21 protein-coding genes and 1 pseudogene are annotated in these 23132 nt (G+C 74.3%); 13 read left to right on the top strand and 9 right to left on the bottom strand.

Features of this window, described 5'->3' with window-relative positions:
* Positions 1-97 precede the first annotated feature (97 nt).
* Positions 98-766 (top strand): hypothetical protein, encoded by a 669-nt coding sequence (locus tag LUW75_RS06210; RefSeq protein WP_250334725.1) that lies wholly within the window; start codon positions 98-100, stop codon positions 764-766.
* A gap of 90 nt (positions 767-856) precedes the next feature.
* Here LUW75_RS06210 and LUW75_RS06205 read toward each other — a convergent pair whose 3' ends face one another.
* On the bottom strand, positions 857-1120 hold the full coding sequence (locus LUW75_RS06205) for a GntR family transcriptional regulator (protein ID WP_250334724.1): 264 nt from the start codon (positions 1118-1120) through the stop codon (positions 857-859).
* Positions 1121-1268: 148 nt separating this feature from the next.
* On the opposite strand from LUW75_RS06205, the gene LUW75_RS06200 reads away from it, so the two are divergent.
* The 7 genes from LUW75_RS06200 (at position 1269) to LUW75_RS06170 (ending at position 6954) form a co-directional block, all read left to right on the top strand.
* Positions 1269-1586, top strand: coding sequence for a hypothetical protein (locus tag LUW75_RS06200; protein ID WP_250334723.1), 318 nt, complete (start codon positions 1269-1271; stop codon positions 1584-1586).
* Complete coding sequence (locus LUW75_RS06195; RefSeq protein ID WP_250334722.1) at positions 1583-1846, top strand: hypothetical protein; 264 nt, start codon at positions 1583-1585, stop codon at positions 1844-1846. The genes LUW75_RS06200 and LUW75_RS06195 overlap by 4 nt, the downstream gene beginning before the upstream one ends.
* A 393-nt stretch (positions 1847-2239) precedes the next feature.
* Positions 2240-2482, top strand: a complete 243-nt coding sequence (locus LUW75_RS06190; RefSeq protein WP_250334721.1) for a hypothetical protein — start codon at positions 2240-2242, stop codon at positions 2480-2482.
* Positions 2479-2961 (top strand): hypothetical protein, encoded by a 483-nt coding sequence (locus LUW75_RS24570; protein WP_349816398.1) that lies wholly within the window; start codon positions 2479-2481, stop codon positions 2959-2961. Before LUW75_RS06190 ends, LUW75_RS24570 begins: the two co-directional genes overlap by 4 nt.
* A 58-nt stretch (positions 2962-3019) precedes the next feature.
* Positions 3020-4606: a serine/threonine-protein kinase gene (locus tag LUW75_RS06180; RefSeq protein WP_250334720.1), complete on the top strand. Its 1587-nt coding sequence runs from the start codon at positions 3020-3022 to the stop codon at positions 4604-4606.
* Between the two features lie 180 nt (positions 4607-4786).
* A complete protein-coding gene (locus LUW75_RS06175) occupies positions 4787-5755 on the top strand; it encodes a zinc-binding dehydrogenase (protein WP_250334719.1) in 969 nt (322 codons plus the stop codon).
* Positions 5756-6123: 368 nt separating this feature from the next.
* On the top strand, positions 6124-6954 hold the full coding sequence (locus LUW75_RS06170; RefSeq protein ID WP_250334718.1) for a hypothetical protein: 831 nt from the start codon (positions 6124-6126) through the stop codon (positions 6952-6954).
* 7 nt (positions 6955-6961) lie between these two features.
* Here LUW75_RS06170 and LUW75_RS06165 read toward each other — a convergent pair whose 3' ends face one another.
* The 6 genes from LUW75_RS06165 to LUW75_RS06140 all read right to left on the bottom strand — a co-directional run bounded on the left by LUW75_RS06165 (position 6962) and on the right by LUW75_RS06140 (position 14879).
* On the bottom strand, positions 6962-7141 hold the full coding sequence (locus LUW75_RS06165) for a DUF6104 family protein (protein ID WP_003992906.1): 180 nt from the start codon (positions 7139-7141) through the stop codon (positions 6962-6964).
* A gap of 131 nt (positions 7142-7272) precedes the next feature.
* Positions 7273-11124 carry a multifunctional oxoglutarate decarboxylase/oxoglutarate dehydrogenase thiamine pyrophosphate-binding subunit/dihydrolipoyllysine-residue succinyltransferase subunit gene (locus LUW75_RS06160; RefSeq protein ID WP_250334717.1) on the bottom strand — a complete coding sequence of 1284 codons (3852 nt, stop codon included), beginning with the start codon at positions 11122-11124 and terminating at the stop codon, positions 7273-7275.
* 299 nt (positions 11125-11423) lie between these two features.
* Entirely contained in the window at positions 11424-12470 is a 1047-nt protein-coding gene (locus LUW75_RS06155) for a HAMP domain-containing sensor histidine kinase (protein WP_250337567.1), read from the bottom strand.
* A 200-nt stretch (positions 12471-12670) separates the two neighbouring features.
* Positions 12671-13408, bottom strand: a complete 738-nt coding sequence (locus LUW75_RS06150; protein ID WP_250334716.1) for a response regulator transcription factor — start codon at positions 13406-13408, stop codon at positions 12671-12673.
* Between the two features lie 81 nt (positions 13409-13489).
* Entirely contained in the window at positions 13490-14161 is a 672-nt protein-coding gene (locus LUW75_RS06145) for a spermidine synthase family protein (protein WP_250334715.1), read from the bottom strand.
* A 55-nt stretch (positions 14162-14216) separates the two neighbouring features.
* Entirely contained in the window at positions 14217-14879 is a 663-nt protein-coding gene (locus LUW75_RS06140) for a GNAT family N-acetyltransferase (protein WP_250334714.1), read from the bottom strand.
* Positions 14880-14990: 111 nt separating this feature from the next.
* On the opposite strand from LUW75_RS06140, the gene LUW75_RS06135 reads away from it, so the two are divergent.
* Entirely contained in the window at positions 14991-15545 is a 555-nt protein-coding gene (locus LUW75_RS06135; protein WP_250334713.1) for a hypothetical protein, read from the top strand.
* On the opposite strand, the pseudogene LUW75_RS06130 reads toward LUW75_RS06135, so the two are convergent.
* A pseudogene (locus LUW75_RS06130) lies at positions 15529-16025 on the bottom strand (YfbM family protein). The gene LUW75_RS06135 and the pseudogene LUW75_RS06130 overlap by 17 nt on opposite strands.
* 441 nt (positions 16026-16466) lie before the next feature.
* Here LUW75_RS06130 and lon point away from each other — a divergent pair.
* The 4 genes from lon (at position 16467) to LUW75_RS06110 (ending at position 22083) form a co-directional block, all read left to right on the top strand.
* On the top strand, positions 16467-18908 hold the full coding sequence (lon, locus tag LUW75_RS06125) for an endopeptidase La (protein ID WP_250334712.1): 2442 nt from the start codon (positions 16467-16469) through the stop codon (positions 18906-18908).
* A gap of 290 nt (positions 18909-19198) precedes the next feature.
* Positions 19199-19891, top strand: a complete 693-nt coding sequence (locus LUW75_RS06120; protein WP_250334711.1) for a response regulator — start codon at positions 19199-19201, stop codon at positions 19889-19891.
* Positions 19891-21021 (top strand): sensor histidine kinase, encoded by a 1131-nt coding sequence (locus LUW75_RS06115; RefSeq protein ID WP_250334710.1) that lies wholly within the window; start codon positions 19891-19893, stop codon positions 21019-21021. The genes LUW75_RS06120 and LUW75_RS06115 overlap by 1 nt, the downstream gene beginning before the upstream one ends.
* A 543-nt stretch (positions 21022-21564) precedes the next feature.
* Positions 21565-22083, top strand: coding sequence for a MarR family winged helix-turn-helix transcriptional regulator (locus LUW75_RS06110; protein ID WP_250334709.1), 519 nt, complete (start codon positions 21565-21567; stop codon positions 22081-22083).
* Positions 22084-22093: 10 nt separating this feature from the next.
* Here LUW75_RS06110 and LUW75_RS06105 read toward each other — a convergent pair whose 3' ends face one another.
* A complete protein-coding gene (locus LUW75_RS06105; RefSeq protein WP_250334708.1) occupies positions 22094-22876 on the bottom strand; it encodes a protein phosphatase 2C domain-containing protein in 783 nt (260 codons plus the stop codon).
* Positions 22877-23132 lie beyond the last annotated feature (256 nt).

Genomic DNA, 23132 nt, shown 5'->3' with positions numbered 1-23132 from the left:
GGGAGGTCGGCCGGGGCGTCCTTCGAGAACGTCAGCAGTACAGCGGGAAGCACAAGGGTTGCCCTCTGCGCGAGGTGCAACGAATGGGGAGGGGTACATGAACAACGAGGTGGACGGGCCCGAAGAGTCCCGGCTCCAGAAGGCCGTCGAGACGATCGTCATGACACCGGCGGCGGCCGCCAAGGTCGTGGACGGTTACCGTGCGGCCTTCGAGGAGAAGAACGAGCGGAAGCCCGAGAGCCTGGAGGACAAGTGCCGGATCGCGGCCAAGATCATCGGCCGGTACTCCAAGCTCTCGGCAGCAGCTGGGGCGGTCACCGCGGCCCCGGGTGTCATCCCAGGCATCGGGACGGCGGTCGCAGTCGTGAGCGGGGGTGTCGCCGATACCGCCGCAGCACTCAAGCTCCAGGTCGACATGTGCATGTGCCTGGTCGAGGTGTTCGAGACCGAGTTGAGTGCCGAGGACAAGAAGCACCTCGCCTTCACCCTCGCTCTGGCGGGCTCGGTGGAGAAGATGGCGTCGAAGGGCGGCAAGGCGGCGGTCATGAAGATCGCCGAGAAGCTGGTCTACCAGTACCTCACAGGGCCCGCTCTGGTCACGATCAAGCAGCTGTTCAAGCGGGTGTCCATCACCTTCACCCAGAAGGCGATGGCCAAGGCGATTCCGGCCGGCATCGGTGTCGCCTTCAGCAGCTCGACCAACTACGTGCTGACGAGGGTGGTGGGCGGGGTTGCCGTCGCCGTCCTGGCCAAAGACGTGAAGTAGCAGCGCGGCGTCAGGCCCGTGGCCGCCGACTCGGTCGGTGGGGTGCCCTGTCGCGGGTGCGCCCTCCCGCCGGGGGTGCGTGGCTTCGGGCTATGCGGAGGGCTCGGGAGCTTCGGGGGAGGGCGGCAGGGGGTCGGAGACGAAAGTGCCAAGCCCGACCTCGCCCCGCGTCCACCCCTGCTCCCTGACATGCCGCATCGCCTTCGCCGCAGTCGCATTCACCACGCCGAACTCCTGGGCGATTTCCAGAGTGGAGGGCACGCGGCTTCCCGGCGGATACGTGCCGTTCCGGATGCGCTGGATGATCTCCGCTGCGATCTGCCGCCAGAGGGGGCGTGTGCGGTCAAGCTCCATGACGTCAGCGTGGGTGACCACGGGTTTCCGTGCATCCGTAGTTATCTGCGGTTATCCGCGCTAGTGTAGGTTCCCTACACAGAGCGGCCCCGACGGGAAGCGGCTACTTCCCAGCCGGGGCCTGAGCCGACTGATTAGGAGTCGACCTATGCGCACCCTACTGGCCGCGATCCTGGCCCTCTTCCTGCCCGCCCGCGGTGCCCACCGCTCCACGGCATCCTCGCCACCGCTGCCCCCCACCCTCCGTCCGCCCGCTCCGGAACGTCCGCCCGTGATCACGCGTCCGCGCCCGGCGGACCTCATCACCGCCGACGGCATGCCCCTGGTCCGCCCGTACGTCGTCGAATGGGAGCGCGAGCGGGACGAACGCGAGCGGCGGCGTCTCCAGCGCGAGCGGCGCAGGGCGGCGGTCCTGGCGACGCTGGGGCAGGACTACGTTCCGGTTCCGTGGGAGGCCGCCGCATGAGCTCGCACGCGCCGCGTCTGCGCAGTCTCGGTCTCGACCCGGCCACCGGCAAGGAGGCCCTGGCGGTCACGCACCCCGGGGGCATTCTCGAGAAGCTGGCCGACGTGCACGCGCTGAAGGCCGCCACCGTCCTGGCGACGGTCGTCGGCGCGGTGCTGGAGGTGGGGAAGGCGTCGGACACCGAGCTCGCCGCCTTCGTGAGGCCGTTGCACGCCGCGCTCGAAGAATGCGTCGGCATCATGGCAGCCGACAAGGAGTGATGGCGTAGCGGCAAGTCGGCCGCAGGGCCGGTGGTGCCTTCTGCTCTTCCCCGCCGTCGCCCGCTCCACCGCGCTGCTCGACAGCGAGGACGGGGACGACCAGGAGGCGGCGGGGGGCTTCCGCGCCGACCTCAACGATTACGTCAGGAAGTACGGCTTCCTGGCGCAGATCGTCTCCTGCGGCGGCCTGGCGGATGATCCGCCGCGAGGAGGGGCTGGACGACGACATCTGATGCGTGTGCCCCGGCTGGATATGCTGGCCGGGGCATCCCTTGGAGGACATCGTGAGCACACAGCCCGACCACGACACAGAGCTGATTCCGCGCCCCGCGCGGACCCCCCGAGGCCCTCCGGGCCGCCCTTGCCGCCATCGCGCCGGAGCGACTGCCGGAAATGGACGCCGATCAGCGCAGGGCCGTCGCCGCCGCCATCGAGCAGAGCAGCATCAAGCCCCTCCAGCTCTTCATGATCGCGTGGGCCGCCAACATCGAAATCGAGCGGTTTCCCGAGGCGGCGCGTGAGCTGCGCCGCGCCGAGTACATGGCCAACGCCGCCGAGACCCTTGAAGAAAGCCGCCGCTACGTAAAGATCTCCGGCGACATCATCCGCGCCGCGTACAAGGCGGTGTCCGAGTGACCTGGAGATGGGAGTACGACCCTAGCGAGGAGTACGTGGTCGGCGGAGCTCCGCCGGCCTTCATCGCCGAGGTCGAGAAGAAAGCCGACGAGCTGATCCGCGCCGCTGAAGCTCTCTACCTCGACGGCACGAGGTACGAAGGCATAGGGCCGAAGAGCGAAACCGTGGATGTCCCCGGAGGCATGTTCGTCTTCCTGATCGTCCCCCGGTTCGAGTGCGGCTACGTCCTCCAGGTCACCTGGATCCGACCCCAGCAGGTGGTCCCCGGCTCTTCGGAGCGGGGGCGTTTTGCTGCCTCGGCTGACCGTGCACGACGTGAGGACCCAGCCGCCCGCCCGACTGGGCCCGACGGCGGTGGTGAAGGTACGGCTCAGACGGTCCGGTCGGCGGGATGCCGACCGGACGGCGCGCCCTCCCACCCCTCGTCCACCACCGCGCCCGTGCCCCTCTCGCACCGCGAACCCTGGACGGCGTCCTGACGCGGCGGTCACACTTGACCCCTGACCGTGACCGTTCATCGCGCACACCGGGGGCAAGGTGCCGCAGGAGGCGATCTCCGACCGTTACGAACTCCTGGAGGAGCTCAGCCACGGCGGCATGGGCGACGTGTGGCGGGGCTACGACGCCGTCCTCGACCGGCCCGTCGCGGTGAAACTCATCCGGCAGGCGTCGGTCACCTCCCCGGAGCTGGCCGAGGAGTTCGCCAAGCGCTTCCGTCGCGAGGCCCGCATCACCGCGCGCATCCAGCACCCCGGCGTGCCGCAGGTGTACGACGCGGTGCTCGACGCGTCGTACGAGCGGCTGTTCCTGGTGATGGAGCTCGTGGACGGCGTACCGCTGTCCGCCTACCTCGACCCCGGCCGGCCGCTGCCGGTCAGCTGGGCCGCCGCCGTCGCCGCGCAGGTCGCGACCGTGCTGTCGTACGCGCACGACGTGCCGGTGATCCACCGGGATCTCAAGCCGGGCAACGTCCTCGTCGCCCGCGACGGCACGGTGAAGGTCCTCGACTTCGGCATCGCGGCGATCCTGCGGACCGACGTCACCAAGCTGACCGCCACCGGCAGCCCCGTCGGCACCCACCAGTACATGTCGCCCGAGCAGGTCCGCGGCGGACGCGTCACCCCGCAGACCGACCTGTACGCGCTCGGCTGCGTACTGCACGAACTCCTCTGCGGGCGCCTCGTGTTCGAGGCGGAGAGCGAGTACCTGCTGATGTACCAGCACGTCAACGCCGCGCCCACCCCGCTGCGACAGCTGCGGCCCGACGTCCCCGAGGCGCTGGAGGAGCTGGTCCTGCACCTGCTGCGCAAGGCGCCCGAGGCGCGGCCCGCCGACACGCAGGAGGTGTACGCGCGGCTGCTGCCGTTCCTCCCGCCGCCGGGCCGGGACCCCGGCACGGCGGACACGGGGCCGGCCGGCGCGCCCGACCCCACGGGCGTGTTCCGTCGCCCGTTCGCGCCCCGCGCCCGCGCCCAGGCCCCGGCGCCCGGTGATCCGGCGCCGACGGCCGTCCTCCCGGGGGCCCCGCCGGTGCCGGTCCCCGCCCGGCTGCGCGAGGACATCGAGGAGGCGTACGCGCGTTCCGACGCCCTGCTGGAGGAGGAGCGGTTCACGCAGGCCGCCGAGGTGCTCGGCGAGGTCGTCGCACCCGCCGCCCTCGCCCTCGGCTCCGAGAGCAGGCAGGTCCTGGCGCTGCGCCGCCAGCGGGCGGCGATCCACCTCCTCGGCGGCGACTACCGGGCCGCCCTGCCCGAGTTCGACGCCCTCGCCGACGCCTACGCCCGTGTCGCCGGGCCCACCGGCGAGCAGGCCCGCGCCTGCCGCGCCCAGGCGGCCCGGTGCCGCGCCGAGCTCGGCCAGGTCACCGACGCGCTGGCCGCGCTCCAGGGCGTGCTGAACGTCGTGCGGACCGTCGACAGCGACGTGGGCGAGGAAGCCGTGGAGCTGCGGCACAACATCGGGATGCTGCTGCTCGCCCAGGGCCGGACCGCCGAGGCCCGGCAGGTCCTCGAACCACTCCACCAGGACATGTGCATGGTGTTCGGCCCGGGGGACGAGATGACCGTCGAGATCGCCGAGGCGCTCGCCGTGATCCGCCTCGGCCTCGACGGTTCAGCTTCCTGACCGCTTCCCCCGGAAGCGGCGTCGCCGAAACCGCGCCACTGCGCGGCCGAGGGTCTCGCGACGGTCACGTCGCCGGAGGGTTCAGCGCCCCCCGGCGTGGGCGCCGGGTCCCCGGGGAGGGACACGCGTCACACGGGGGCGTGGTTCCGCGGCGCACCGCGCCCACCTAGTCTCGGGGCCATGTTCGCCGCCTATGCCGCACGCATCGACCCCGACAGCCCCCTCGACGGCCTCGAGCTGGGCGACCGCCCGGAGCCCGGGGCACGGCCGGGTTGGACCACCGTCACCGTCAGGGCCGCCTCCCTCAACCACCACGACCTGTGGTCCCTGCGCGGGGTCGGCCTGCCCGAGGAGAGACTGCCGATGATCCTCGGCTGCGACGCCGCCGGCGTCGACGAGGACGGCAACGAGGTCGTCGTCCACTCCGTCATCGGCCAGACCGGCCACGGGGTCGGACCCCGCGAGCCCCGCTCCATCCTGACCGAGCGCTACCAGGGCACGTTCGCCGAGCGGGTCGCCGTGCCCGTCTGGAACGTGCTGCCCAAGCCGAAGGAGCTGAGCTTCGAGGAGGCCGCCTGCCTCCCCACCGCCTGGCTCACCGCGTACCGGATGCTCTTCACCAACGCCGGGGTCCGCCCCGGCGACTCCGTGCTCGTCCAGGGCGCGGGCGGCGGCGTCGCGACCGCCGCGATCGTCCTGGGGAAGGCCGCCGGGCTGCGGGTCTTCGCCACCAGCCGCGACGAGGCCAAGCGCAAGCGCGCCGTCGACCTGGGCGCCGCCGACGCGTTCGAGCCGGGCGCGCGGCTGCCGCAGCGGGTGGACGCCGTCATCGAGACGGTCGGCGCCGCCACCTGGTCCCACTCGATCAAGTCGCTGAGGCCCGGCGGCACCCTGGTCGTCTCCGGCGCGACCAGCGGTGACCGGCCCCCGCACGCCGAACTGACCCGGATCTTCTTCCTGGAGCTGAAGGTCGTCGGCTCGACGATGGGCTCCAAGGACGAGCTGGAGGACCTGCTGTCCTTCTGCGCCGAGACCGGGGTCCGGCCGGTGATCGACGAGGTGCTGCCGCTGGACCGGGCGCGGGAGGGCTTCGCCCGGATGGAGTCGGGCGACCTGTTCGGGAAGATCGTGCTGACGCCCGCCTCCTGAGGCCGCCCGCACGGGGCCGGCTCGGGACGAGCCTGCTCGGACGGGCCGGCTCGGACGGGCCGGCTCGGGACGGGGCCCGGGGCCGGGCGCGTACGGGCGGGGACCGTTGGAACCTGAGGCCCCCGAGGCCCCCGAGGGCCCGCCGTGCCCCGTCGTCCCGTACGCCTCCGACCCGGGCCCCGACCCGGGCCCGTCCCCGGCCCCGTCGCACCCCGCCGCCCGCCCGGTCCGCCGCTTCCGCGTTTCGCCGTCCGCCGTCTGCGGCGGGCGGGGAGCGGCGCGCCTCGTCTCCGCCCCGTACGGGGTGCGGACCGGGCGCAACGCGTCAGATCCGCCGGGAACGGGCGAACTGCCCTAGCGTATGACCCATGGACGCGACACCGACCGGCGTGCTGCTGCTCTGCCGGGCCGACCCCGACGCGGTCGCCGCACCGGCCCGCCTGCTGCGCGAGCGCGCGGTCCTCGTTCCGGCCGGCACGGGCTGGAGCCTCCTCGTCCCCGAGGGGCGCCCCTGGCGCGACGGCTCCGAGCCGGTCGAACGGATCGCCACCGGGTGGGCCACCGCCCTCGCCGTCGGCGGGCCCTGGCCGGTCGTCGCCCTCTGGTGGGACCGGGAACGGGCCGGCCACACCCTCGCGTACGGGTTCCGCAGGCCCGTCGACTACACCTGGCTCGCGGACGGCACCCCCGTCGGCGAGGACGAGGCCGTGCTCACCCTCGCCGAGCGCCTCGGCCTCGATCCGGTCCTCGACGTGCGGGACCTGCAGGCGCTCACCCGCCCCGACCCGGACGCCGACGCCCGCGCCCGCCTCCTCGGCCTCCTCGCCGTGCTCACCCGCCTCGGGCTGGAGCCGCCGCCCGGTGTGCGGCCCGGCGAGACCGCCGAGCGCCTGCTCGCCACCGCACGGGCCCACCCCGGCGCGCGCGACGTCCCGGGCCGCGACCCGCGCGACGCCGTACGCACCGGACCGGCCGCCGCACGCCGCCACGGGCCCGGGGCCGCGGCCCGGGACGCGGACCGGATCCGCCTCGCCGTCGCCGGCGTCCAGCTCGCCGTCGGCCTGCCGCTCCTCGCCTGGTCCCTGACCCGCCGCGCCCCCGCCTCCGGCTGGGCCGCGGCGGGGGCGCTGCTCGCCGTCCAGGGCGCACTGGGGCTGGGCCTCGTCCGCCGTGACCGGGAGCGGCGCCCGGTGCCGTAGGGGGCGGCTACTCGTCGTCCTCGTCGTCCAGCCGCGCCAGCCACGTCGCCAGGCGCTCGACCGGCACCTCGAAGTCCGGGTTCAGGTCCACGAACGTCCGCAGCTGCTCGGCCAGCCACTCGAAGGTGACCTCCTCCTCGCCGCGCCGCTTCTCCAGCTCCTCGATGCCACGGTCGGTGAAGTACAAGACACGTCTCCTGAATCCTGCCGGGGCGCTCCCCGGGTGCTCCCCCCAGGGTAGGGCGGCCGGTACGCCGGAGGGCCCGGCACCCCCTCCGGGTGCCGGGCCCTGGCGCCGTACGCGTGCGCGACCGCCGGTCAGGCCTCGAAGACCTCGTTGACCAGCTGCGCCTGCTCGGCCTGGTGGCGCTTGGCCGAGCCGACCGCCGGGGACGAGCTGTGCGGCCGCGAGATGCGGCGCAGGCGCTCGCCCTGCGGGATGTCGGCGCCGACCGCCAGGTCCAGGTGGTCGATCAGGTTCAGCGCGATGAACGGCCACGCGCCCTGGTTCGCCGGCTCCTCCTGCGCCCAGATGTACTTCTCGGCGTTCGGGTACTTGGCGATCTCGGCCTGGAGCTGGGCGCCCGGCAGCGGGTACAGCCGCTCCAGGCGGATGACCGCCGTGTCCGCGACGCCGCGCTTCTGCCGCTCGGCGTCCAGGTCGTAGTAGACCTTGCCGGCGCAGAAGACGACCTTGCGGACGGCGGACGGGTCGACCGACGCGTCGCCGATGACCGGGCGGAACGAGCCGGACGTGAACTCCTCCACCTTCGACGCGGCGGCCTTCAGGCGCAGCATCGACTTCGGCGTGAAGACGACCAGCGGCTTGTGGTGCGGGTTGTGCACCTGCCACCGCAGCAGGTGGAAGTAGTTCGACGGGAGCGTCGGCATGGCGACCGTCATGTTGTTCTGCGCGCACAGCTGGAGGAAGCGCTCCGGTCGGGCGGACGAGTGGTCCGGGCCCTGGCCCTCGTAGCCGTGCGGCAGCAGCAGCGTGACGCCGGAGGTCTGGCCCCACTTCTGCTCGGCGGAGGAGATGAACTCGTCGACGACGGTCTGCGCGCCGTTGACGAAGTCGCCGAACTGGGCCTCCCACATCACCAGCGCGTCCGGGCGGGCCAGCGAGTAGCCGTACTCGAAGCCCATCGCCGCGTACTCGCTGAGCAGCGAGTCGTAGACGTTGTAGCGGGCCTGGTCGTCGGAGAGGTAGAGCAGCGGGGTGTAGTCCTCGTTGGTCTCCTGGTCCACCAGCACCGCGTGGCGCTGGCCGAACGTGCCGCGGCGGGAGTCCTGGCCGGCGAGGCGGACCGGGACGCCCTCCATCAGCAGCGAGCCGATGGCGAGGGTCTCGCCCATGCCCCAGTCGATCGTGCCGTCCTCGACGGACGCCGCGCGGCGCTGCATCTGCGGCATCAGGCGCGGGTGCACGGTGACGTGGTCGGGGACGTTGACCTGCGACTCGGCGATCCGCTTGACGACCTCCTGCGGGACGGCCGTCTTCACGTCCTCCGCGGGGAAGCCGGCCTGCGGGTCGGTGCCGACCGCCGGGCTCGGCTGCGCGGTGGCCTCGCGGACCTCCGTGAAGACCTTCTCCAGCTGGCCCTGGAAGTCCTGGAGCGCCTGCTCCGCCTCCTCCAGGGTGATGTCGCCGCGGCCGATCAGCGACTCGGTGTACAGCTTGCGCACCGAGCGCTTCTTGTCGATCAGCGAGACCATCGCCGGGTTCGTGAACTGCGGGTTGTCGCCCTCGTTGTGACCGCGGCGGCGGTAGCAGATGAGGTCGATGACGACGTCCTTGTTGAACGTCTGGCGGAACTCGAAGGCGAGCCGCGCCACGCGGACGCAGGCCTCCGGGTCGTCGCCGTTCACGTGGAAGATCGGCGCCTCGATCATGCGGGCCACGTCCGTGGCGTACATCGAGGAGCGCGAGGACTCCGGGGCGGCGGTGAAACCGACCTGGTTGTTGATGACGATGTGGACCGTGCCGCCGGTGCGGTAGCCGCGCAGCTGCGACATGTTCAGCGTCTCGGCGACGACGCCCTGGCCGGCGAAGGCCGCGTCGCCGTGGAGGGCGACGGGCAGGACGGTGAAGTCCGTGCCGGCCTTGCCGATGATGTCCTGCTTGGCGCGGACGACGCCCTCCAGGACCGGGTCGACGGCCTCCAGGTGGGAGGGGTTCGCGACCAGGCTGACCTTGATCTGCTCGCCGTCGAGGCCGGTGAAGGTCCCCTCGGCGCCCAGGTGGTACTTCACGTCGCCGGAACCGTGCATGGACTTCGGGTCGAGGTTGCCCTCGAACTCGCGGAAGATCTGCGCGTACGACTTGCCGACGATGTTCGCCAGGACGTTCAGGCGGCCGCGGTGGGCCATGCCGATGACGACCTCGTCGAGGCGGGACTCGGCGGCCGAGTCGATCACCGCGTCGAGCAGCGGGATGACGGACTCGCCGCCCTCCAGGCTGAACCGCTTCTGGCCGACGTACTTCGTCTGCAGGAACGTCTCGAACGCCTCCGCGGCGTTCAGCCGCCGCAGGATGCGCAGCTGCTCCTCGCGCTCCGGCTTGGAGTGCGGGCGCTCGACGCGGTCCTGGATCCACTTGCGCTGCTTCGGGTCCTGGATGTGCATGAACTCGATGCCGGTGGTGCGGCAGTACGAGTCGCGCAGCACGCCGAGGATGTCGCGCAGCTTCATCATCGACCGGCCGCCGAAGCCGCCGACCGCGAACTCGCGCTCCAGGTCCCACAGGGTGAGGCCGTGCTCGGTGATGTCCAGGTCGGGGTGCTTGCGCTGGCGGTACTCCAGAGGGTCGGTGTCGGCCATGACGTGGCCGCGGACCCGGTAGGAGTGGATCAGCTCGAAGACGCGCGCGGCCTTGGTGACGTCGTCGTCGTGCGAGGCGTCGATGTCCTTGAGCCAGCGGACCGGCTCGTAGGGGATGCGCAGCGACTTGAAGACGTCGTCGTAGAAGCCGTCCTCGCCGAGGAGGAGGTCGGCGACGACCCGCAGGAACTCGCCGGACGCGGCGCCCTGGATGACGCGGTGGTCGTAGGTCGAGGTGAGGGTCATCACCTTGGAGATGCCCAGCTTGTTCAGGGTGTCCTGCGACGTGCCCTGGAACTCGGCCGGGTAGTCCATCGAGCCGACACCCATGATCACCGACTGGCCGGGCATGAGGCGCGGCACGGAGTGGACCGTGCCGAGGCCGCCCGGGTTGGTCAGCGAGACCGTGACGCCGGTGAAGTCGTCCATCGTGAGCTTGTTGGCGCGGGCGCGGCGGACGATGTCCTCGTACGCCTGCCAGAACTCGAAGAAGCCCAGCGTCTCGGCCTTCTTGATGGCCGCCACGACCAGCTGGCGGTCGCCGTTGGGCTTGACCAGGTCGATGGCGAGGCCGAGGTTGACGTGCTCCGGCTTCACCAGGGTCGGCTTGCCGTCCTTGACCTGGTACGACCAGTTCATGGAGGGCATCGCCTTGATGGCCTGCACCATCGCGTAGCCGATGATGTGGGTGAAGGAGATCTTCCCGCCGCGGGCGCGCTTCAGGTGGTTGTTGATGACGATGCGGTTGTCGAACAGCAGCTTCACCGGGACGGCGCGGACCGAGGTGGCGGTCGGCACCTCCAGCGAGGCGTCCATGTTCTTGGCGACGGCGCCGGCGGGGCCGCGCAGCGTCACGAACTCCGGGCCGGCCGGGGCCTCGGCCGCGGGGGCGGGCTTCGCCGGGGCGGGCTTCGCGGCGGCGGGCTCGGCGGGGGCCGCCTTCGCCGGGGCGGCGGGGGCCTGCGCGGGAGCGGCGGACGCGGGCTTCGCCGGGGCCGGGGCGGGGGCCTGCGCGGCGGGCGCGGGCGCGGGCCGGACGGGCTGGGCCGGGGCGGCGGGGGCCTGTGCGGCGGGCGCCTCCGCGGCCGGGGCCGGCTGCGTCACGGTGCCCGCGGCCCCCGAGGCCGCGGGAGCCTGACCTGCGGGCTTGTCCGCCGAGCCGGAGGCACCCGGCTTGTAGTCGGCGAAGAAGTCCCACCAGGCGCGGTCGACCGAATTCGGGTCCTGGAGGTACTGCTGGTAGATCTCGTCGACGAGCCACTCGTTGGCGCCGAAGGCGGCCGCAGGGCTCTGACCCCGGCCGTCTTGGTCGGTCGAGATGCTCGAGTTACTGGGGGACTGAGACGACACGGCGGCAACCGCCCTCTTCCGCTTCACAAGGTGATGGACAGCGGAAATAAAGGCTACGCCTCCGTGGGCGGAAGGTGCAGGCGGGGCGTGCCATCGTCGCGTACATCACATCGAACGGCGGGTTTCGGGGGAAGAAGCGCCGGGAAACATGCGTGGTTCGGCGGCGAGCGGGTACCACTCGACTGAGCTGCGGCTTCCGCTCCCCGCACCTCCGGTCGGCTCCGAACCGGCCCCGGAGGGGGTGCGCACGCGTACGCACACCCACGCGGACCCGGAGCGGCTCCGGTTCGAACCCTATGTCAACTCCGCTGCTGCGGAATCCCCGGAAGGGTGACGAGGATGCGGCAGCCCCTCGCGGATTCGGCCACGCCTATGCGGCCGCCGTGGAGGTCCACGGCCCAGCGGGCGATGGCCAGGCCCAGCCCCGTGCCGCCGTCGCTGCCCGGTCCGTGCGGAGCGGGGACGCTGCCCCGGTTGAACCGCTCGAACACCTTGTGCCGCTCCGACTCGGGGATGCCGGGGCCCTCGTCCACGACCTCCAGCCGCAGCGACTCCGGGAACGGCCCGCGCCGGGCCCGCACCGTGACGCGGCCGTGCGGGGGCGAGTGCTTCACGGCGTTGTCCACGAGGTTCGCCACCACCTGGTGGAGCCGCTCCACGTCCGCGTGGGCGGTCATCTCGGGCGGGGAGACGTCCAGGTGCAGGTGCACGTCCGTACGCGTGTGGGGGACCGCCCCGGAGCCCACGGCGCGCTGGGACGCGGCCAGGCCGGCCTCCTTCAGGACGCCCGACAGGTAGGGCCACACCTCGAACCGGCGCGACCGGAGCGGTACGACGCCGTTGTCCAGCCGGGACAGGTCGAGCAGCGTCTCCACCAGGCGGCCCAGCCGCTCGGTCTGCGCCAGTGCCGTGCGCATGGTCTCCGGGTCGGCGGCCGAGACGCCGTCCACGACGTTCTCCAGGACGGCCCGGAGCGCGGCGATCGGGGTGCGCAGCTCGTGGGAGACGTTGGCGACCAGCTCCTTGCGGTGCCGGTCGACGGCCTCCAGGTCGTCCGCCATGCGGTTGATCGTGGAGGCGAGGTCGCCGAGCTCGTCGCGGCGGCCGGCACCGTGGACGCGGCGGGTGTAGTCGCCGTGCGAGATGCCCTTGGCGACCTTGTTCATCTCGTCGAGCGGGGCGGTGAGGCCGTGCGCGACGAACTGGGTGAGCAGCAGGGTCGCGATCACCGAGAAGACCGTGATGAACCGGAGCTCGGTCTCGGTCCGCAGGGCGACCAGGAGCAGCCCGGTGGTGATGAAGACGGAGACGACGACGAGGGAGCAGAGCTTCGTCTTGATCGAGATGGTGAGGGGCCGGAACCGGCCGCGCGGGCGGCGGACCGCCCCGCCGTCCGAGGTCCGCCGCCCGGGGGCCGGCGCCGGGCGGCCGGTGTGCCGGTCGCCGCGCGCGCCCCTCCGGTACGGGCCGCCGGCCGGGCGGTCCCGGCCGGCGCGGGCCGCCGGCCGGTCGTCGTCCGCCGCCCGGGTGCCGGGCTGCCCGAGGCTCACGGCGCCGGGGTCTCCAGGGCGTACCCCACGCCGTGCACGGTGCGGATCCGCTCGGCGCCGATCTTCCGGCGCAGCGCCTTGATGTGGCTGTCCACCGTCCGGGTGCCCGAGGCGTCGGCCCAGTCCCAGACCTCGGCGAGCAGCTGCTCCCGGGAGAGCACCGCGCGCGGGGTGTTGGCCAGGCAGACCAGCAGGTCGAACTCGGTCGGCGTCAGGTGCACGTCGTCGCTCCTGACGCGGACGCGGCGCTGGGCGTGGTCGATCTCCAGCTCGCCGAGGCGCAGGATGCCGCTGCGGGGCGTGACCGCCGCCAGCGCGGCGCGCTCGACGCGGCGCAGCAGCACGTGGACCCGGGCCACCAGCTCGCGCATCGAGAACGGCTTCGTCATGTAGTCGTCGGCGCCGACACCGAGCCCGACGAGCATGTCCGTCTCGTCGTCCCGCGCGGTGAGCATCAGGACGGGGACCGGCCGCTGGGCCTGGACGCGGCGGCAGACCTCCAGCCCGTCGAAACCCGGCAGCATGACGTCCAGGATCATCAGGTCGGGCTGCCAGGCCTCCGCCGCGTCGACGGCGGCGGGTCCGTCCGACGCGGTCTGCACGAGGAACCCCTCGGCGCGCAGCCGCGCGGAGAGGGCCTCCACGATGGTCGCGTCGTCCTCGACGACCAGGACCCGGCGCTGGGTACCCGCCGTGACCGCGTTGCCGGTGTGGCCGGTGTGTGCGTGCTCCATGCCCCGCCCCTGTCGCGTCCTGCGCGAGCTGTAGATCCGTGCGCTTCCGTCAACAACATAAAGGCAGCGGCCGCGTCGCGGCTACGCGGGTCGAACCCCGAGGTGGACCGCGTCCGGTACGCCCCGGGCAACGGGGACCTCTTCCGTCCGTACCCCGCGGAAACCGGCATTCCGGAGGGACTCCTCGAAAGCGGCGGACGGCCGGGCGGACCAGACGGCCAGTACGCCGCCGGGGTTGAGGCGGCGTGCGCAGGCGGCCAGGCCGGACGGCGAGTACAGGCCGCCGTTGTCCTCGGTGACCGTCCACTCGGGGCCGTTGTCGACGTCGAGGCAGAGCGCGTCGTACGTGTCGGCGGTGTCCGGGTCGCGGAGGTAGGCGACGAGGTCGGCGTGGACCAGGACCGTGCGCGGGTCGGCGAGGGCGGGGGCGGAGAGGGCGGCGAGGGGGCCCGCGCGGTGCCAGTCGATGACGGCCCGCTCGCGTTCGACCACGGCGATGCGGCCCCAGGCGGGGTCGGCGGCGGCGTGGGCGAGGGAGAAGCCGACGCCCAGCCCGCCGATGAGCACGGAGGGGCGGGCGGCGCGGCCCCCGCCCAGGGCGTGCAGGGCGGCGTCGACGAGGAGCCGCTCGGAGCGGCCGTCGGAGGTGTCCATCAGGAAGGTGCCGTTGGCGATGATCTCGAAGTGTTCGCCGCGCTGCCGCAGCACGACTTCACCGTACGGGCCTTCACGTCGGTCGAGCGTCACGGGCATGCGCCCCAGCCTATGCGGAACGGCCGCGGGCGGGAGGGGCGTTCGCGGCCGGCGGTCAGCCGCCGGTGCCGTCCGCGGCCGGGCCGCCGTCGCGCACCACCCCGGTCAGCGGCCCCTGGTACCGCCAGCCCAGCGACGTGTAGAGGGCGAAGCCGTCGACGGTGGCGCCGAGGACGCCGGTGGTGGCCCCGGCCGCGGCGGCGGCGTTGTGCAGGAGGCGCATGACGGTGCTGCCGAGGCCGCGCCTGCGGTGCGCCCCGTCCGTCTCGATCTGGTCGAAGACGGCCGTGCGGCCCGTGGGCGCCACCTGGCCGCGCGCGGCGAGCGAACCGTCCTCGGTGAGGACGCGCACGAGGTGGACGCCCTCGTGGACCTCGGCGTGCAGGGCGTACCCGGCGGGCAGCGCCGGGGCGGGGCCGGGGCGCAGGGCGGTGTACATCATGAAGCCCGGGTCGTCGGGGACGGTCCAGCCGGGGGTGATCCAGCCGGCGACCTCCTCGGGCTCGGCGAGGACCTTCAACCAGGCGTACGGCCGCGTCACGGTCGCGCAGAGCTCGCGGACGGTCGGCCCGTCGGGCTCGGGCACGACGTGCCGGAGGACGTGGCGGTTCAGACCCACGTCGATGCGGTACCCCCACGGCTCCTCGACGGGGGGCGGGGCGCCGCGGGAGACGGCCCAGCCCCGGACCCACGCGTCGGTAATGTCTGCGCTGTGCATGAGGCCATTACACCCGAGGGGGCGGTGCGGCGCCAGGGTGTAACAAATGGTGCGGATCGTGTCGCTGTCTGTTTCGGTGACCGGGAAGACGTGTGAAGGGAGAACCCGACCATGAGGAACCCCGCAGCCCGCGCGCTGCGCCGCGCGGCCGTGTCCGCGGCGGCGGGCGCCCTGGGTCTCGGCCTGGCCGCCCCCCTCGCCCTGGCCGCCCAGGCCGCCCAGGCCCAGGGCGGCACGGCCGCCCGCTTCGGCGGCACCGTCGTCTACGACGCCGGCCCCGGCGTCGAGAACGACGTGGCCGTCGGCCTCTTCCTCGGCGAGCTGGCGGTCCAGGACGAGACCGGGGCCGCGGCGGGCCCCGGGTGCGTCCGGCGCAGCGACGTCCTCGTCACCTGTGGCGCCGCCGCCGGGGTCACCCGGATCACCGTCCGGACGGGGGACCAGGACGACCGGGTCCACGTCGCGGTGCCCCTCGACGCGGTCGTCGACCCCGGGACCGGCGCCGACGACGTCACCACGCACGGCGGCGGCGACCGGATCACCCTCGGCGATGGCGGACCCGGCGACCGCGTCGCCTCCTGCGGCGCGGGCGCGGACGCCGTCGCGGCGGATCCGGGCGACACGGTCCCGGCGAGCTGCGAGGACCGGTTCAGTCCAGCCACATGAGCACGGCGTCCCCCTCGCGGGCGGCGGCGCCGAAGAACGGGACCAGCTCCTCGTAGTAGGCCGTCACGTACTCCAGCGGCTCCCCCCGCTCCCAGACCACCACCGGGTACACCTCGGCCCGCGCCAGGTCCTCGGGGCCCACCCCTCGACGAGCCGCTCGGCGGGGGTCCGCCGCAGCGCCTCGGCGGCGACCCCGACCCGCTCGGGCGTCAGATAGCGCGGCGGGGTGTACCCCCACTCCTCGGCGCCCGGTATCGCGCCCTCCCCGAAGACGACGTCGACGGGGAAGCCGATCCGCGACAGCAGGAAATCCAGCGCGTGCCACGCCTTGTCGGTGTCGAGGCACCGCGCCCGGTCCCCGCCGCCCCCGCCGCGCAACTCGGCCTCGACCAGTTCGTCGACCCGCTCCTGCGCCCACTGCGGATCCCTCAGCGCCCGCGCGAACTCGTCGGCGGTCAGCCTCACGTACTCCCCGATCATGCTCATGGGCCGATCGTAGGAGCCGCCACTGACAACGACCGCCGACGGAACGGGCGTTGCGGGTCCCCCGTGCGGCGGCCGGGCCGTCCGGCCGCGCGGTGCCACCGGTCCTCCCGGGGGCGCTCCGGGCGGGCCCGCCCGCGGAGGGGCGCCGTCCGGCCCGGTTCCGCGCCGCCGGTTCGGACGGTTCCGGCGGGGCGCGGTCCGGGGCAGCGGGCGTGAGGGGGGCGCGCGGCCGGCCGGGCGCCGCCCCGGTGGGGACCGGTGGGGACCGGTGGGCGGGGGTGCGCCCCCGCCGCGTACCGGAGCGGGCGCTTCGGCCGGGCGCCTCCGGACCGGGACGGGACGGAAGATCGCTCAGAGCGAACAGGGTGCGGGAACGATGCCGGACTCCCGAACATTGAGTCGACGTAGCTCAACTTGACTGCCGAAAGGGAGATCATGGCTTCGACGTCCGCTTCGCTCACCCTGCCCGTGCTGCCGCTCGACGACGAGGTCGTGCTACCGGGGATGGTGGTGCCGCTGGACCTGTCCGACAACGAGGTGCGCGCCGCCGTCGAGGCCGCCCAGGCGGCCGCCCGGGACGGGAGCGGCAAGCCGCGGGTGCTGCTGGTCCCCAGGGTGGACGGCACGTACGCGGGCATCGGCGTCCTCGGGACGGTCGAGCAGGTCGGGCGGCTCTCCGACGGAGACCCCGGAGCGCTCATCCGGGGCCGGGCGCGCGTGCGGATCGGAGCCGGGACCACCGGGCCGGGCGCCGCCCTGTGGGTGGAGGGCGCCCTGGTCGAGGAGACCGCGCCCGACCCGCTGCCCGGCGCCGTCACCGAGCTGGTCAAGGAGTACAAGGCCCTGGCCACCAGCTGGCTGCGCAAGCGCGGCGCCTGGCAGGTCGTCGACCGGGTCCAGCAGATCGACGACGTCTCCGCCCTGGCGGACAACGCCGGGTACTCCCCCTTCCTCACCACCGCCCAGAAGGTCGCCCTGCTGGAGACGGCCGAGCCCGTCGCGCGGCTGAGGCTCGCCACCGAGCAGCTGCGCGACCACCTGGCCGAGCAGGACGTGGCGGAGTCCATCGCCAAGGACGTCCAGGAGGGCGTCGACAGGCAGCAGCGCGAGTTCCTCCTGCGCCGCCAGCTCGAAGCCGTGCGCAAGGAGCTCCGCGAGCTGAACGGCGAGGAGGCCGACGGCGGCACGGACGACTACCGGGCCCGCGTCGAGGCCGCCGACCTGCCCGGGAAGGTCCGCGAGGCAGCCCTCAAGGAGGTCGACAAGCTGGAGCGCGCCAGCGACCAGTCCCCGGAGGGATCCTGGATCCGCACCTGGCTGGACACGGTCCTGGAGATGCCGTGGAACGAGCGGACCGAGGACCACTACGACGTCCGGGGCGCCCAGGAGGTCCTCGACGCCGAGCACGCCGGACTGCAGGACGTGAAGGAGCGCATCACCGAGTACCTCGCCGTCCGCAAGCGCCGCGCCGACCGGGGCCTCGGCGTCGTCGGCGGGCGCCGCGGCGGCGCCGTGCTCGCGCTGGTGGGGCCGCCCGGTGTGGGCAAGACGAGCCTCGGCGAGTCCGTCGCCCGCGCCATGGGCCGCAGGTTCGTGCGCGTCGCGCTCGGCGGCGTACGGGACGAGGCGGAGATCCGCGGCCACCGGCGGACGTACGTCGGCGCCCTGCCCGGCCGGATCGTCCGCGCCGTCAGGGAGGCCGGCTCCATGAACCCCGTCGTCCTCCTCGACGAGATCGACAAGGTGGGTTCCGACTTCCGGGGCGACCCGGCCGCCGCCCTGCTGGAGGTCCTCGACCCGGCGCAGAACCACACCTTCCGCGACCACTACCTCGAAGTCGAACTCGACCTGAGCGACGTCGTCTTCCTCGCCACGGCGAACGTGGCGGAGGCCATCCCCGAGCCGCTCCTGGACCGCATGGAGGTGGTCCGGCTCGACGGCTACACCGAGGACGAGAAGATCGTCATCGCCCGCGACCACCTGCTGCCGCGCCAGCTGGAGCGGGCCGGGCTCGACCGGGACGAGGTGGTGGTCGAGGAGGCCGCGCTGCGCAGGCTCGCCGGCGAGTACACCCGCGAGGCGGGCGTGCGGAACCTGGAGCGGTCCGTCGCCCGGCTCCTGAGGAAGATCGCCGCCCGGGCCGAACTGGGCGAGCGGGAGCTGCCGTTCACCGTCCGCGCGGACGGCCTGGAGAGCCTCCTCGGGCGCCCGCACCACGTGCCGGAGTCCGCCCAGGAGCCGGCCGAGCGCCGCACGTCCGTCCCCGGCGTCGCGACCGGCCTGGCGGTCACCGGCGCGGGCGGCGACGTGCTGTTCGTCGAGGCGTCCCTCGCCGACGCGGAGACCGGCGCCGCGGGACTCACCCTCACCGGGCAGCTCGGCGACGTGATGAAGGAGTCCGCGCGGATCGCGCTCTCCTTCCTCCGCTCCCGCGGCGCGGAGCTCGAACTGCCCGTCACCGGCCTCAAGGACCGGGGCGTCCACATCCACTTCCCCGCCGGGGCCGTGCCGAAGGACGGACCGAGCGCCGGCGTCACCATGACGACCGCGCTCGCCTCCCTGCTCAGCGGCCGGTTGGTGCGGACGGACGTGGCCATGACCGGCGAGGTGTCGCTGACCGGGCGGGTGCTGCCGGTCGGCGGCGTCAAGCAGAAGCTGCTCGCCGCCCACCGGGCCGGGATCACCACGGTCGTCATCCCGAAGCGGAACGAGCCCGACCTCGACGACGTGCCCGCCGAGGTCCTCGACGGGCTGGAGGTCCACACGGTGACGGACGTCCGGCAGGTCCTGGACATCGCCCTGACGCCCGCGACCGCCGGCGCCGGGGCGCACCGGGGCCGCGACGAGGAGGCTCCGGCGGCGCCCGCGGCCGCCTGACCCCGCCGGAGGGCCGGTACGGACGCGTACGGGCCCGTACGGCTGCGGGCCAGCCGCCCGGTGACGGACCGTCGCCCCGCCCCGCCGCCCGGTGACGGACCGTCGCCCCGCCCCGCCGCCCCTCCGCGAGGACGGCCCGCGCCGCTCGCGGGAGGTCCCGGCGCCCCGCTGCCGGGGCCTCCCGCGGCTCGCGCGCGGGCCCCGTGCCGCAGCGGGGCGCAGGCCCCTCGCGGAGACGCGCAACGCCTATGCTGAGGGCGCTCCAGAACGCCTGAGTGGGGTCCCGCCGTATGAACCGTCCAGCAGTGCACGTGATGATCGTCGATGACGAGGTCCTGATCAGAGAGGGCCTGCGGCGGATCGTCGACGGTTTCGACGGCACGCGCGTCGTCGCGGTGTGCACGGGCGCGGAGGCGGTCGACGGGGCGCGCGAGCACCGGCCGGACGTGGTCCTGCTCGACGTCCGCATGCCCGACCGGGACGGCCTGGCCGTCCTCGCGGACCTGCGGGCCCTGCCCGACCCGCCCGTCGTGGCGATGCTGACCATGTTCGACGCGGACGAACACCTGTCGGCGGCGTTGCGGGGCGGGGCGGCCGGCTTCCTGCTGAAGGACACCGCGCCCGAGCAGCTCCGGTACCTGATCGGGGAGCTGGCGGCGGGCGGCCGCGTCATCGCGCCGAAGGTCGCCCGGACGGTCGTCGACGGCTACCTGCGCGCGGGGGGCGGGGAACCGGAGCGCCGGCCGGCCGCGTCCGGCGACCGCCCGGGATTCGGCGACCGCCCGGGATCCGGTGGGCTGACGCCCCGTGAGCGCGAGGTCCTCGTCCTCCTCGCGGAGGGCCTGTCCAACTCCGAGATAGCACGGCGGCTGCGCATCGGGACGACGACGGTGAAGGACCACGTCAGCACGGTGCTGGGCAAGCTGGGCGTGGCGAACCGGGTGCAGGCGGCGGTACGGGCGCACCAGCTGCGACTCGTGTGATGAGGCGGCGCCGCTCGGCCGCCGGGCGGGTCCTGGCAGCCACCGCGGCTGCCGAACTGCTGGCCGTGGAGGGGCTGTTCGCCGCCCTTCCCCTCGCGGTGTGCGCGGCGGCGCTGTTCTTTCTGCCGCTGCGGCGGCGCCTGCCCCTCACCACGCTGTGCGCCACCCTGCCGGCGATGCTGACCGGGCACATGTGGCTGCCGTCCATGGTGGCGATGCTGGAGATGGCGTCCGGCCGCTCCCGGCACCGGACCGCGGTGGCCTGCGCCCTGCTGTTCGCGGCGGCGGCCTGCCCCTGGCCCGTGTGGGAGTTCGCCTCGATGACCCGCCAGGAGATCCTCACCTCCGTCGAGGCCGCCGCCCTGATGAGCACGGGCCCCACCGCGCTGGGCCTGCTCGTCGCCACCCGCGGCGAACTGCGCGCCCGCCTCGCCGAGCTCACGGCCACCCGCGAGCGGGAGCAGCACCTGGAGTCGGAGCGCGCCGTCGCCCGCGAACGGGCCCGGCTCGCCCGCGAGATGCACGACACCATCGCCCACCACGTCGGCATCATCGCCGTCCAGGCGGGCGCCCTGCGGGCCGCCGAGACCGACGCCTGGAAGCGGGACACCGCCGAGAGCATCCGCCGCCACGGAGTGCAGGCCCTGGAGGAGCTGCGCGACATGGTCGGCGTGCTGCGCGCCTCCGACCCGGCCGCCGCCCGGTCCGCCGGCCGCACCGGCCTCGACGGGCTGCGGGACCTGGCCGACGGCAGCCTCCTGGAGGTCGCGCTCGACGTGGCCGAGCTCCGGACGGCACCCGCCGGGGAGGTGGAGAACGCGGTGTTCCGCATCGTCCAGGAGTCCCTGAACAACGTCCGCAAACACGCCCCGGGCGCCCGGGTCGCCGTCCGCGTCGCCCCCGGCCCGGACGGGTGCTCGCTGACCGTGGAGGTCGGAAACTCCGCACCGCCCGGTGCCGCCCGGCCCCCGGCCCCGCACCCCGGTCCGGACCCGGCCGGCGCCGGCCTGCCCGGGGGCGGGTACGGGCTCGTCGGACTGCGGGAGCGGGCCGAACTGCTCGGCGGGTCGCTGTCGGCGACGCGCAGTCCGGAGGGCGGCTTCCTCGTGCGGGCGGTCCTCCCGCTGTGAACGGCCCGCCGGGCGGAGGGGGCCGACCGGAGGTCCCCCTCCCCGCCGGGGCCGGCAGGACGGGACCGCCGGGCCCGGTGGGGCACGACCGGACCCGCCGGGCCGAGGGGGGTGCCTCCGCAGCCGTGCTCCGGCGCGCCCGCGGAGCGGTACCGGCCGACGGGGCTTCGGCGCACCGGGCGGCGGCGCGGCGGCGCACCGGGACCGGAAGGCGGCCGTCCGGTCGACGCGCCCGGTGGGGAGGACCGTCCGGGCCGCCGTCGTCCGGCGGGAAGGGCCGCCCGGACCGTCGTACCCGGCGCCGACGGCGCCGTACGCCGCACCCCGCGGGACGGCGCCCCCGCCGACCCGGCCCCCCGCCGACCCGGCCCCCGGCCGGCCGGGGGCCGGGTCGGCGGGGGGCCGGGCCTCCGCCGATCGGTCCCGCCGCCCCGCCGCCCCGCCGCCCCGTCGACCTGCGCCGACGCCCGGCCCCTGCGGGATACTTGCCGTGCCGCGGGGCACGCCGCGGCAGGGCGGCCGGGACGCGCGAGGGGTGCGGGCATGAGGGAAAGCGGTACGGGCGGCGAACCGGTGCACGAGGGGCCCGGCGAGCAGGACCCGGACGGCGGCGCGGACCAGGCGTACCTCGCCCTCGAACGCGAACTCGCCGTGTTCCTGCGCCGCGCCCGCGCGTCCTCCGGCGAGATGGCCCGCGAGGTCCACCCCGACCTCGAACCCGCCGCGTACGGGCTGCTCGTCCGGCTCGACGAGGCGGGCGGCCGGCGGGCCACCGAACTCGCCGGGTACTTCGGCGTGGGCAAGGCCACGATGAGCCGCCAGCTCCGGGCTCTGGAGGAACTGGGGCTCATCGTCCGCGAGCCCGACCCGGCGGACGGCCGCGCCTCGCTGGTGCGCCTCACCGAGGAGGGACGGAGCCGCTTCCGCCGCGTCCGCGACGCCCGCCGCGCCCGGTACGTGCGCAAGCTCGCCGGCTGGGACCGCGCCGAGGTGGCGGAACTGGCCCGGCTGCTCCACCAGCTCAACACCCGCGCCGAGGACCGGGACCCCGCGGGGTCGTGACCCCGGGGGCTCACAGCTCGGCGTAGACCGCCGTCGCGTCGTCGTGGCGCTTCCGCAGGCGCCCCCCGACGGCCCCCGGGGTCCGGGCCTCCAGCGCCCGGACCCGGCCGAGGAGGCCCCGCGGACCCTCCTCCCGCAGTACGGCCACGCAGTCCGCCCAGCCGCCCTCGCCGAACGGCTCCACCCATCGCGCCGCCCCGTCCGACAGCGCCGCCACCGCCCGTACGGCGGACCGCGGCGTCACCCCGGTCACCGCCCGCGCCGCCACCGCCGGGTCCGCGGCCGCCGTGAAGAAACCGCCCTCCGCGTTGCGCAGCCGGTCCGTCGCCGCGTGGGAGCGCAGCACCTCGGGCGGGACGAGGTCCAGCCGGCCGTCCCGCACCGCGCGCACCTCCCCCTCGGGCGACTCCAGCAGCAGCACCGAGTCGGACAGCACCAGGTGCTCCACGGCCTCAGCGTCCCAACGCGCCAGCGCCACCGTCGCCTGAGGAGTTCGGACGTGAGAAAGATCACAAGTTGCGGAGTGGGCGTCCGCGGTGCGCCGGATTGCCTCCGCCAGGACCTGTGCCAGGGTCAGATCGGGCCTGGAAACCGACAGTTCGGTCAGGGAACCCCCGAGGCGCGCCGTGAACCAGGGCACCGGGTGCGCGCAACCCACGTCCGCGGACGGCGGCGTCACCCCGTCTAGGACCACCAGGGCGCCGCCCCGGCCGGACGCCGGGACCGCCGTGGCGGCCCAGTCCTCGTTGGGGCGCCCGGGGTCGCCGGGCAGGGAGGCGGTCTCGGTGTGCATGCACCCCAGTCTGCCGGTCCCCCTCCTCCGGCGCGGACCGTCGGAAGCACCCGTACCGGCAGGTCGGCGGTGTGCCCCCGACCGCGCCCGGGGCGCCTCCGGAGTGTTCCGCGACATGCGGGCGCGCAATATTGCCAAAGCCCGCGCGGAAGGTCCAACCCGGCGCGCCCCGCGCCCCCTCCGCGCGCGAGACCGGGAGTTGTTAGCCGACTCCGGAGTGTTGTTCACTCGTTCGGGTGGCGGAGCGGCCGAGGGG

Source organism: Streptomyces sp. MRC013 (assembly GCF_023614235.1).
GTDB lineage: Bacteria > Actinomycetota > Actinomycetes > Streptomycetales > Streptomycetaceae > Streptomyces.
Note: the sequence above shows the minus strand (reverse complement) of the source record. Positions and strands in the feature narration are given on the sequence as shown.

Excerpts from the sequence above, each read along its gene's own strand:
- LUW75_RS06210 (WP_250334725.1), top strand. The coding sequence starts at position 98 with ATGAACAACGAGGTGGACGGGCCCGAAGAGTCCCGGCTCCAGAAGGCC.
- LUW75_RS06205 (WP_250334724.1), bottom strand. The coding sequence starts at position 1,120 with ATGGAGCTTGACCGCACACGCCCCCTCTGGCGGCAGATCGCAGCGGAG.
- LUW75_RS06200 (WP_250334723.1), top strand. The coding sequence starts at position 1,269 with ATGCGCACCCTACTGGCCGCGATCCTGGCCCTCTTCCTGCCCGCCCGC.
- LUW75_RS06195 (WP_250334722.1), top strand. The coding sequence starts at position 1,583 with ATGAGCTCGCACGCGCCGCGTCTGCGCAGTCTCGGTCTCGACCCGGCC.
- LUW75_RS06190 (WP_250334721.1), top strand. The coding sequence starts at position 2,240 with ATGGACGCCGATCAGCGCAGGGCCGTCGCCGCCGCCATCGAGCAGAGC.
- LUW75_RS06175 (WP_250334719.1), top strand. The coding sequence starts at position 4,787 with ATGTTCGCCGCCTATGCCGCACGCATCGACCCCGACAGCCCCCTCGAC.
- LUW75_RS06170 (WP_250334718.1), top strand. The coding sequence starts at position 6,124 with ATGGACGCGACACCGACCGGCGTGCTGCTGCTCTGCCGGGCCGACCCC.
- LUW75_RS06150 (WP_250334716.1), bottom strand. The coding sequence starts at position 13,408 with ATGGAGCACGCACACACCGGCCACACCGGCAACGCGGTCACGGCGGGT.
- LUW75_RS06145 (WP_250334715.1), bottom strand. The coding sequence starts at position 14,161 with ATGCCCGTGACGCTCGACCGACGTGAAGGCCCGTACGGTGAAGTCGTG.
- LUW75_RS06140 (WP_250334714.1), bottom strand. The coding sequence starts at position 14,879 with ATGCACAGCGCAGACATTACCGACGCGTGGGTCCGGGGCTGGGCCGTC.
- LUW75_RS06135 (WP_250334713.1), top strand. The coding sequence starts at position 14,991 with ATGAGGAACCCCGCAGCCCGCGCGCTGCGCCGCGCGGCCGTGTCCGCG.
- lon (WP_250334712.1), top strand. The coding sequence starts at position 16,467 with ATGGCTTCGACGTCCGCTTCGCTCACCCTGCCCGTGCTGCCGCTCGAC.
- LUW75_RS06120 (WP_250334711.1), top strand. The coding sequence starts at position 19,199 with ATGAACCGTCCAGCAGTGCACGTGATGATCGTCGATGACGAGGTCCTG.
- LUW75_RS06115 (WP_250334710.1), top strand. The coding sequence starts at position 19,891 with ATGAGGCGGCGCCGCTCGGCCGCCGGGCGGGTCCTGGCAGCCACCGCG.
- LUW75_RS06110 (WP_250334709.1), top strand. The coding sequence starts at position 21,565 with ATGAGGGAAAGCGGTACGGGCGGCGAACCGGTGCACGAGGGGCCCGGC.
- LUW75_RS06105 (WP_250334708.1), bottom strand. The coding sequence starts at position 22,876 with ATGCACACCGAGACCGCCTCCCTGCCCGGCGACCCCGGGCGCCCCAAC.